The 9198-nt window shown below is 72.3% G+C and carries 9 protein-coding genes; 7 read left to right on the top strand and 2 right to left on the bottom strand.

The window, feature by feature from the left end:
• Positions 1-106 precede the first annotated feature (106 nt).
• Positions 107-922: an AIM24 family protein gene (locus PV341_RS07035; protein WP_500357033.1), complete on the top strand. Its 816-nt coding sequence runs from the start codon at positions 107-109 to the stop codon at positions 920-922.
• A gap of 103 nt (positions 923-1025) precedes the next feature.
• On the opposite strand, the gene PV341_RS07030 is transcribed toward PV341_RS07035, so the two are convergent.
• On the bottom strand, positions 1026-1628 hold the full coding sequence (locus tag PV341_RS07030; RefSeq protein WP_500321646.1) for a TetR/AcrR family transcriptional regulator: 603 nt from the start codon (positions 1626-1628) through the stop codon (positions 1026-1028).
• Between the two features lie 107 nt (positions 1629-1735).
• Between PV341_RS07030 and PV341_RS07025 the strand changes: the two genes are divergently transcribed.
• The 5 genes from PV341_RS07025 to PV341_RS07005 all read left to right on the top strand — a co-directional run bounded on the left by PV341_RS07025 (position 1736) and on the right by PV341_RS07005 (position 6553).
• Positions 1736-2221 carry a peroxiredoxin gene (locus PV341_RS07025; RefSeq protein WP_500321645.1) on the top strand — a complete coding sequence of 162 codons (486 nt, stop codon included), beginning with the start codon at positions 1736-1738 and terminating at the stop codon, positions 2219-2221.
• Positions 2222-2467: 246 nt separating this feature from the next.
• Entirely contained in the window at positions 2468-3496 is a 1029-nt protein-coding gene (gene tdh / locus PV341_RS07020; RefSeq protein WP_500321644.1) for an L-threonine 3-dehydrogenase, read from the top strand.
• A 62-nt stretch (positions 3497-3558) separates the two neighbouring features.
• The gene (locus PV341_RS07015; protein ID WP_500321643.1) at positions 3559-4752 is read left to right on the top strand and encodes a glycine C-acetyltransferase; all 1194 of its coding nucleotides are present in this window, start codon (positions 3559-3561) and stop codon (positions 4750-4752) included.
• Positions 4753-4756: 4 nt separating this feature from the next.
• Positions 4757-5695 carry a LysR family transcriptional regulator gene (locus PV341_RS07010; RefSeq protein ID WP_500321642.1) on the top strand — a complete coding sequence of 313 codons (939 nt, stop codon included), beginning with the start codon at positions 4757-4759 and terminating at the stop codon, positions 5693-5695.
• A gap of 432 nt (positions 5696-6127) precedes the next feature.
• Positions 6128-6553, top strand: coding sequence for a guanyl-specific ribonuclease (locus PV341_RS07005; RefSeq protein ID WP_500321641.1), 426 nt, complete (start codon positions 6128-6130; stop codon positions 6551-6553).
• A 77-nt stretch (positions 6554-6630) separates the two neighbouring features.
• Here the strand turns inward: PV341_RS07005 and PV341_RS07000 are convergent, their stop codons facing one another.
• Positions 6631-7452, bottom strand: coding sequence for an HAD family hydrolase (locus PV341_RS07000; RefSeq protein ID WP_500321640.1), 822 nt, complete (start codon positions 7450-7452; stop codon positions 6631-6633).
• Between the two features lie 452 nt (positions 7453-7904).
• On the opposite strand from PV341_RS07000, the gene PV341_RS06995 reads away from it, so the two are divergent.
• Entirely contained in the window at positions 7905-9197 is a 1293-nt protein-coding gene (locus PV341_RS06995; protein WP_500321639.1) for an ABC transporter substrate-binding protein, read from the top strand.
• Position 9198 lies beyond the last annotated feature (1 nt).

Here is a 9198-nt window from a genome sequence, read left to right as displayed (position 1 = left end):
CCCGCCGCACGCCCGGAGGAGCAAGCGGAACCGAATCGTCCGGGTCGTTCGTTGTCGGGTACATCCGTCTGAACGAGGACGTCCCGAGACCACCCGGAGCACCGCAGTGACCCTGAAGCAGCAGATCGTCGGCAACGCCATGCAGATGGCCGTGTGCACCCTCCAGCCCGGCCAGACCGTCTACTGCGAGGCGGGGAAGTTCCTGTTCAAGACCGCGAACGTGAGCATGGACACCCGCCTGGCCGGTCCCGGCGCCCAGCGCGAGGCCCAGGGCGGCGCGGCGGGCGGCGGCATGGGCGGCATGCTCCGCCAGGCGATGGGCACGGCGATGCAGGTCGGCCAGCGGATGCTGGCGGGCGAGAGCATCGCCTTCCAGTACTTCACCGCGAGCGGCGCCGAGGGCACCGTCGGCTTCGCGGGCGTCCTGCCCGGGGAGATGCGCGCCCTGGAACTGGACGGGTCGCGCGCCTGGTACGCGGAGAAGGACGCCTTCGTGGCCGCCGAATCGACCGTCGACTTCGGCATCGCCTTCCAGGGCGGCCGCACCGGCACCAGCGGCGGCGAGGGCTTCGTCCTGGAGAAGTTCACCGGCCGCGGCACGGTGATCATCGCGGGCGCAGGCAACTTCATCGACCTCAACCCCGCCGACTTCGGCGGCCGCATCGAGGTCGACACCGGCTGCATCGTCGCCTTCGAGGACGGGGTCCGCTACGGCGTGCAGCGCATCGGCGGGCTCAACCGGCAGGGGATCATGAACGCCGTCTTCGGCGGCGAGGGGCTGTCGCTGGCGACCCTGGAGGGCAACGGGCGCGTCATCCTGCAGTCCATGACCATCGAGGGCCTGGCCAACGCGCTCAAGAAGGCCCAGGGCGGCGACAAGCAGGGCCCCACAGGCGGCCTCTTCTCCACCCACGCCGGCTGACGCCGTCCCGCGGGCTCACGTGCGAGGCGTGCGCGCGGCAGCGGCGGGACGCAGGCCGGGGCGCGGGCCGAGCGTCGGGTGCCTGAGGGCGTGGCAGGCCCCCTCACGCCACCCCGGCGGCCTCCAGCACGCGCCGCACCGCCCGGTCCAGCGAGGCCCGCACCGCATCCGCGTCACCGAGCGCGGCGGTCATCACGGCGCCGTCGCGCAGCATCATCAGCGTCGCCGCGTCCTCGGCGGGCTCGGGGGCGCCCGCCTCCGCGAGCAGCCGGGCGACCAGCTCCCGCAGCCAGTCCCGGTGGGCCACGATCGCGCGCGAGACGGGGTCGGCCGGGTCCGGGTACTCCGCGGCCGCGTTGAGGAAGGGGCAGCCGCGGAAGCCCGGTGAGCAGAGCTGGTCGCCGAGCGCTCCGGCGACCCCCGCCAGGGCCTCCCGTGCGGCCAGGCCCTCCAGCGCGGCCTCGGTGAAGGTACGGATCTGCTCGTCGGTGGCCTGGATGTAGCTCAGGACGAGCTGCTCCTTTCCCAGGAAGTGCCGGTAGAGCGTCGCCCTGGTGGTGGACGCCTCCGTGACGATCCGGTCCATGCCCACCGCGTGGATCCCCTCGGCGTAGAACAGCCGGGCCGCGGTGGCCAGGATGCGGTCACGCGGCGGCGCGTCAGCGGCGGCGTACGTGACCAGGGGAACGGCGGGAGGGGCACTCATGTCCTTGACGGTAGCGGACGGCACCGCGTAGCGTCCCCGCAGGAAAGAACGTTCTGTATCGTCACTCCTCGACGACCTGAGCCCGCCCCCTGTGAGAGGACCCCGCCATGCCCGTGCCCGAGACCGGCGCCCCCGCCCCCGACTTCACCCTCCCGGGAGTCCTGCTCACCGGATCGGGCGACGCCGAGCGCGGCGAGTACTCCCTGTCCGCGCACCGCGGCGCCCCCGTCGTGCTCGCCTTCTACCCTGGGGACGACTCGGCGGTGTGCACCAAGCAGCTCTGCTCCTACACCTCCGACCTGGACCGCTTCCGCGACCTCGGGGCGACGGTGTGGGGCGTCAACTTCAGCGACCTCGACAGCCACGAGCACTTCGCCCGCAAGCGCGACCTGCGCTTCCCGCTGCTCGCCGACACCGAGCGCACGGTGGCGAAGGCCTACGGCATCACCATGCCCGGCCTCGGCCTGAAGCGCTCGGTCTTCATCGTGGACGCGGAGGGCATCGTGCGCTGGAAGCACGTCGCTCGCATCGGGCTGACCTTCCAGGACACCGACACCATCACCGCGCAGCTGGCCGCGCTCGCCCCGCGCTGAGCCGCGGCGACGCCGGGCCGGAGCGGCCCGCGCCACCCTTCCGGCCGAGCGTGAAGCTGCGCTGTTGCCGAGCTTAAGAAAAGATCGATGGACTGAACGCTCGAAGCCGGGCAGATTGCTGTGTGCCCGGCGCATCGCGCGAGCCGGCGCCGACGGGCGCCACCGCTCCGCCCGGGCTCCCTCGTGCCCGGTCCGCGTCCCCCCGCGCGGGCCGGGCCACATCGTCTGCCGGCAGGAGTCGCAAGAGTGAAGGCACTGGTGAAGGAGAAGGCCGAGCCCGGCCTGTGGCTGCGGGACGTCCCGGAGCCGGAGATCGGTCCCGGGGACGTCCTCATCAAGGTGCTGCGGACCGGCATCTGCGGCACCGACCTGCACATCCGTGCCTGGGACGGCTGGGCCCAGCAGGCCGTGGGCACCCCCCTGGTGCTCGGCCACGAGTTCGTCGGCGAGGTCGCCGCCGTGGGCTCGGACGTCGACGAGATCAAGCCCGGTGACCGCGTCAGCGGCGAGGGCCACCTCGTCTGCGGCAAGTGCCGCAACTGCCTGGCCGGCCGCCGCCACCTGTGCCGCAACACGATCGGCCTCGGAGTCGGCCGTGACGGCGCCTTCGCCGAGTACGTCGCGCTGCCAGCCTCCAACGTGTGGGTGCACCGGGTGCCCGTCGACCTCGACATCGCCGCGATCTTCGACCCCTTCGGCAACGCCGTCCACACCGCGCTGTCCTTCCCCCTGGTCGGCGAGGACGTGCTGATCACCGGTGCCGGCCCGATCGGCATCATGGCCGCCGCCGTCGCCAAGCACGCCGGCGCGCGCAACGTGGTCATCACCGACGTCAGCGAGTACCGCCTGGAGCTCGCCCGCAAGGTCGGCGTCAGCCTCGCCCTCAACGTCGCCGAGACCACCATCGCCGACGGCCAGCGCGAGCTCGGCCTGCGCGAGGGCTTCGACGTCGGCCTGGAGATGTCCGGCCGCCCCGAGGCCATGCGCGACATGATCGCCAACATGACGAACGGCGGCCGCATCGCGATGCTCGGCCTGCCCGCGGAGGACTTCTCCGTGGACTTCGCCAAGATCGTCACGTCGATGCTCACCATCAAGGGCATCTACGGCCGCGAGATGTTCGAGACCTGGTACGCCATGTCCGTGCTGCTGGAGGGCGGTCTCGACATCGCCCCCGTGGTCACCGGCCGCTACTCCTACCGCGACTTCGACGCCGCCTTCGACGACGCCGCGAGCGGCCGCTGCGGCAAGGTCGTCCTCGACTGGACCGCCTGACCCCTCCCGGCCCCCGAGGCACGGCCCACCGCACCACCCGCAGCTTCCCAGGGAGAACCCCGATGTTCGACTCCGTCCGCGACGACCTGCGCGGCACCCTCGACGAGATCCGCGAGGCCGGGCTCTTCAAGCCCGAGCGCGTGATCGGCACCCCGCAGAGCGCCTCCGTCTCCGTCACCGCCGGCGGCGTCCCCGGCGACGTCCTCAACTTCTGCGCCAACAACTATCTCGGCCTCGCCGACCACCCCGAGGTCACCGCCGCCGCCAAGGAGGCCCTGGACCGTTGGGGCTACGGCATGGCGTCCGTCCGCTTCATCTGCGGCACCCAGGAGGTCCACAAGGAGCTCGAGGCCCGGCTGTCCGCCTTCCTCGGCACCGAGGACACGGTCCTCTACAGCTCCTGCTTCGACGCCAACGGCGGCGTCTTCGAGACCCTCCTCGACGAGAACGACGCCGTCATCTCCGACGCGCTCAACCACGCCAGCATCATCGACGGCATCCGGCTGTCCAAGGCCCGCCGCCTGCGCTACGCCAACCGCGACATGGCCGAGCTGGAGGCCCGCCTCAAGGAGGCGTCCGACGCCCGCCGCCGCCTCATCGTCACCGACGGCGTCTTCTCGATGGACGGCTACATCGCGCCGCTGGACGAGATCTGCGACCTCGCCGACCGCTACGACGCGATGGTCATGGTCGACGACTCCCACGCCGTCGGCTTCACCGGCCCCGGCGGCCGCGGCACCCACGCCCTGCACGGGGTGATGGACCGGGTCGACATCATCACCGGCACCCTCGGCAAGGCCCTCGGCGGCGCCTCCGGCGGCTACGTCGCGGCCCGCGCGGAGATCGTCGCGCTGCTGCGCCAGCGCTCGCGCCCGTACCTGTTCTCCAACTCCCTCGCGCCGGTCATCGCCGCGGCCTCCCTCAAGGTCCTGGACCTGATCGAGGACTCCGAGGACCTGCGCACCCGCCTCGCGGAGAACACCGCCCTCTTCCGCTCCCGGATGACCGAGGCCGGCTTCGAGATCCTGCCCGGCGAGCACCCCATCGCCCCGGTCATGATCGGCGACGCCTCGGAGGCGGGCCGCATGGCGGAGCTGCTGCTGGAGCGCGGCGTCTACGTCATCGGCTTCTCGTACCCCGTCGTGCCGCACGGCAAGGCCCGCATCCGGGTCCAGCTGTCGGCCGCCCACTCCACCGCGGACGTCGACAAGGCGGTGGACGCATTCATCGCCGCGCGCGCGGCCCTGGCAGGATGAATGGGTGATTGACGCACGACGGCTGCGGACCCTGCGGGCCGTGGCGGACCACCGTACGGTGACCGCCGCGGCCGCCGCGCTGTACCTGACCCCCTCCGCGGTCTCCCAGCAGCTCGCCGCCCTGGAGAACGAGACCGGCCACCGGCTGCTGGAACGCGGCGGCCGCGGCGTCCAGCTCACCCCCGTCGGCGAGATCCTGCTCGCCCACGCCAACACGGTCCTCGCCCAGCTCGAACGCGCCGAGGCCGAGCTGGCCGCCTACACCTCCGGCGCCGCCGGCCAGGTGACCGTGGCCTCCTTCGCGACCGGCATCGCGCTCGTGCTCGCCCCGGCCATCGCCGCGCTCGGCGGCACCGCCCCGGGCATCCACATCCGCGTCCGGGACGCCGAGGGCGACGAGTCGCTGCCCATGGTGCTCGACGGCCGCGCCGACATCGCCGTCGCCGTCGAGTACCGCGGCGCCCCCCGAGCCGACGACCAGCGGCTCTCCCGCGTCCCCCTGTACGCAGAGCCCTTCGACGCGGTCCTCCCGGCCGGCCACCCCCTCGCCGACGCCGGGACCGGCACCGTGCGCGTCGCGGGACTCGCCGACGAGACCTGGATCGGCCCCTACCCGGGCAACCCCTGCCACGACGTGGTCGTCCTCGCCTGCGAGTACGCCGGTTTCCAGCCCCGCCTGGAGCACTCCTCCGACGACTTCCGCGCCGTGGTCGCCCTCGCCGCCGCGGGCGCGGGCGTGGCCCTCGTCCCGCGCAGCGCCCTGCGCGACATGGACCTGTCCGGCGTCGCCGTCCGCGCCGTCGACGACGTCGTCGCCACCCGCCGCGTCTTCGCCGCCGTCCGCCGCGGCGCCGAGGACCACCCCCTGCTCCGCCCGGTCCTCGACGCCCTGCGCGACGCGGCCGAGGGCGCGGGCGACGCCGACGGCGCCGCGGGGTCCTGATTCACCGCATTCCCTGGGGAGCCGGTCCCCGAATTCGGCCCTTTGCGGGAAAGTGCTCCGCCATCGCGTGTTCGGCCTCCTCCGTCAACTCCGGGGCCCGCCCCGTGGGGGAGTTGGGGCGCGGCCGCGGCGCAGGTCAGCGCCTCACCCGACCCTCTCGCGGAGTCACCCCCGAGGCCGATCGCAAGGGGACGGCGGAGGAAATTCCCCTCCGGCCGAGAAGTTCGAGCGACGGATGCGCCGGTGCCCATTCGTCCGCAGGCTGCCACCGGCTTTCCGGATTCGGCCTCGGACATTGCCCGCGGCTCCCACGTCCACGGTCGCGTCGGGGCGCGGCGCCGTCCGGTGGGGTGACCGGAAGGTGTGAACTCCCGGGGAACATCCCGTGATTGTCGTTTACATGACAGGCTCTACGCGCGTCATCCTGGAGCCATGAGAATCCCCCCACGGATCCTTCGCCTCGGCGCCCTGGGCGCCCTCGCCTCGGCCCTTCTCGTCGGCGGCCCGGCCGTCGCGACCGCCGTACCGGCGCCCGCCGGCGCCGCGGCCGCGGCTGTCGTCCGGGCCGCGTCGGTCGGTGACATCTGCTACTCCGACCTGCCGTCCCAGGCCTACACCACGCTCCGGCTGATCGACCAGGGCGGCCCGTTCCCGTACCCCCAGGACGGGACGGTCTTCCAGAACCGCGAGGGTGTGCTGCCCGCCCACGCGAACGGCTACTACCACGAGTACACGGTCAAGACGCCCGGCTCCTCGACCCGGGGCGCCCGGCGGATCATCACCGGCCAGGGAGCCGACGAGGACTACTACACCGGCGACCACTACGTGACCTTCGACCTGATCGACCACGGCTGCTGACGCGACCCGTCCACCGTCCTCGGGGCGGCGCCCGGTCGGTCCCACCGGGCGCCGCCCTTCGGTGCGTCAGCGTCCCGTCAGCGTTCCCGTGCGCGTGTCCCGTAGAGCCGCTCCAGGACGCGGGCCACGCCGTCGTCCTCGTTGGAGGCCGTGCGGTGGGCGACCGAGGCGAGCACGGCCGGGTGCGCGTTGGCGACGGCGCAGCACGTGCCCGCCCAGCTCAGGACCGGCAGGTCGTTGGGCATGTCGCCGAAGGCGATGACCTCCTCGGCGGCGATGCCGCGGGAGGCGCACAGGGCCGCGAGGGCGGCCGCCTTGGTGACGCCCCGGGTGCTGACCTCCAGCAGCCCGTGGCCGCCGGAGTGGGTGAACTGGGCCCGGCCGCCCGCCGCGTGCTCGGCCACGGCGAGCAGGGCGTCCGCGTCGAGCGCGGGCGACCAGACGAGCAGCTTCACGACCGGGCCCGGGCTCGCCCACAGTTGCGCGAGCGAGGGCACGGGGACCTCGGCGCCGGAGTCCTCGGGCAGGTGGTGCCCGTACCCCGGGGCCCAGTGCAGCCGGTGGCCCGTCTCGAGGGCGAAGCCGACGCCGGGCGCCGCGTCCCGCAGGGCGGCGGCCACCCGACGTGCGACGGGGACGGGGAGCGGGGTGGACCTCGTGACCGTGCGGCTGCCGATGTCGTACACGATCGCGCCGTTGGCGCACACCGCGGTCCCGGTGAGGCCGGTGGCGGCGGCGAGCGCGTCGAGGTAGCGGGGCGGCCGGGCGGTCACGAGGACGACCTCCGCGCCCGCGCCGGCCGTGGCGCGCAGGGCGTCCAGCGTGCGGGCGGAAAGCGTGCCGTCGTTCCGCAGGAGCGTGCCGTCGAGATCGGTGGCGACCAGGCGGGGGTGGGGCATCGCCGCATCCTACGGAAGCCGGTGCCGCGACGCCGTCCAGGTCACCGGAAGATCGCGTTTTTAAGTTAATTAGCAATTAATATTGACAGGCTTCGGGGGCCCGGCCACAGTTTCCGCCGTGGCACCGGCGCCCGGCACGTCGCCCTCCGTGGGGTGGACGGCCGCGTCCGTCAGGCCGCGCTCCGAGCCCTGTGCGCGACCCGTCCGCTGCGTCTGGCAGCGCATCGCTCCACCCCGTTCCATCCCGCTCCACCTGCGTCAACCGATGCCATCCGGCGCCAACAGGGGTGCCCCCGGGCCTTGTTCGGCCGAGGGCACATCCCTCTCGAAAATAAATTACTAATTAATCTTGACGGGACGCTGACCCCTGCGACAGGCTGTGCCTGCCGCACCCAGAGCCGGGCCGTCAGGGGGCCTCAGCTCCGTTCCGTGGGCACTAAGGGAGTTCACAGATGACCGCCTTCAACGCCAGCCGCCGCCGGTTCCTCGCCGTGTCCGGCGCCGTCGGCGCCGGCGCGCTGCTCAGCAGCTGCGTCACCCAGAGCCCGTCCGCCTCCGGAGGAAAGTCCGGCGGCCCGGTGACCCTGCAGTCCAACCTCTCCTCCCCGCAGGCGAAGACCTCGATGCAGCAGCTCGTGGCCGCCTTCAACAAGCGCGGCGGCGCCGAGGCGGAGCTCAACACCGTCGCGTCGGAGACCTTCCGCACGCAGCTGCCGACGTACCTCACCTCGGCCACCCCGCCGGACATCTACACCTGGTACCCGGGCTCCGTCGCCGAGTCGTACGCCAAGAAGGACCTGCTCCTCGACCTGGACGACATCTGGGGCAAGCCCGAGCTGTCCGGCTACACCGACGCCCTGAAGAAGCTGTGCACCTCGGCCTCCAGCGGCAAGAAGGTCTTCGTGCCCACCAGCTACTACTGGTGGGGCATGTTCTACCGGAAGTCCAACTTCGCCAAGTGGGGCGTCCAGGAGCCGAAGAACTGGGACGAGTTCCTCGACCTGTGCGACAAACTCAAGAGCAAGGGCGTCGCCCCGATCGGCCTCGGCGCCGGCGGCGACACCCCGTGGGTCGCCTCGGCCTGGTTCGACTACCTCAACATCCGCGTCAACGGTGCCACGTACCACCGCGAACTGCTTGCGGGCCAGCACCGCTTCGACGACCCCGAGGTCCGCAAGGTCTTCGACACGTGGGACCAGGCCCGGCCGTTCTTCGACCCCAACGGCACGGCGATACCGTTCCAGGACGCCACCACCGCCCTCCTCCAGGGCCGTACCGGCATGATGCTCATCGGCACCTTCTTCGCCGACGCCGCGCCGAAGGACGCCCTGGGCGACATCGACTTCTTCCAGTTCCCCATCATCGACCCCAAGGTGCCGGTCGCCGAGGAGGCGCCCACCGACGGCTACTTCGCCAGCGCCCGCAGCAAGCACACCGACGGTGTCAAGGAGCTGCTGAGCTACCTGGCGACCGCCGAGGCGCAGGAGCTCTACCTCAAGAACTCCTCCGGCACCGCGCTGCCCACCCACCCGGACGCCAAGGACGCCGGCACCCCGCTGGTGGTCAAGGGCCGCAAGCTCATCGAGAGCGCCGCCGACGTGACGCAGTTCTTCAACCGGGACTCCAGCGACGCGCTCCAGCCGACCGCCGACACGGCGCTGGTGCACTACCTGGCCAAGCCCAAGGAGATCGGCTCCATCCTCACCACGTGGCAGCGCAGCGCACAGAAGATCTGGAGCCAGTGAC

Origin of the sequence: Streptomyces sp. PA03-1a (assembly GCF_033792805.1) — a bacterium.
GTDB lineage: Bacteria > Actinomycetota > Actinomycetes > Streptomycetales > Streptomycetaceae > Actinacidiphila.
This window is presented reverse-complemented; position numbering and strand designations above follow the sequence as displayed.

What these genes read in the sequence shown, in the direction of transcription:
- PV341_RS07000 (WP_500321640.1), bottom strand. Translation starts at nt 7,452, where the DNA reads ATGCCCCACCCCCGCCTGGTCGCCACCGATCTCGACGGCACGCTCCTG.
- PV341_RS06995 (WP_500321639.1), top strand. Translation starts at nt 7,905, where the DNA reads ATGACCGCCTTCAACGCCAGCCGCCGCCGGTTCCTCGCCGTGTCCGGC.
- PV341_RS07005 (WP_500321641.1), top strand. Translation starts at nt 6,128, where the DNA reads ATGAGAATCCCCCCACGGATCCTTCGCCTCGGCGCCCTGGGCGCCCTC.
- PV341_RS07025 (WP_500321645.1), top strand. Translation starts at nt 1,736, where the DNA reads ATGCCCGTGCCCGAGACCGGCGCCCCCGCCCCCGACTTCACCCTCCCG.
- PV341_RS07015 (WP_500321643.1), top strand. Translation starts at nt 3,559, where the DNA reads ATGTTCGACTCCGTCCGCGACGACCTGCGCGGCACCCTCGACGAGATC.
- PV341_RS07030 (WP_500321646.1), bottom strand. Translation starts at nt 1,628, where the DNA reads ATGAGTGCCCCTCCCGCCGTTCCCCTGGTCACGTACGCCGCCGCTGAC.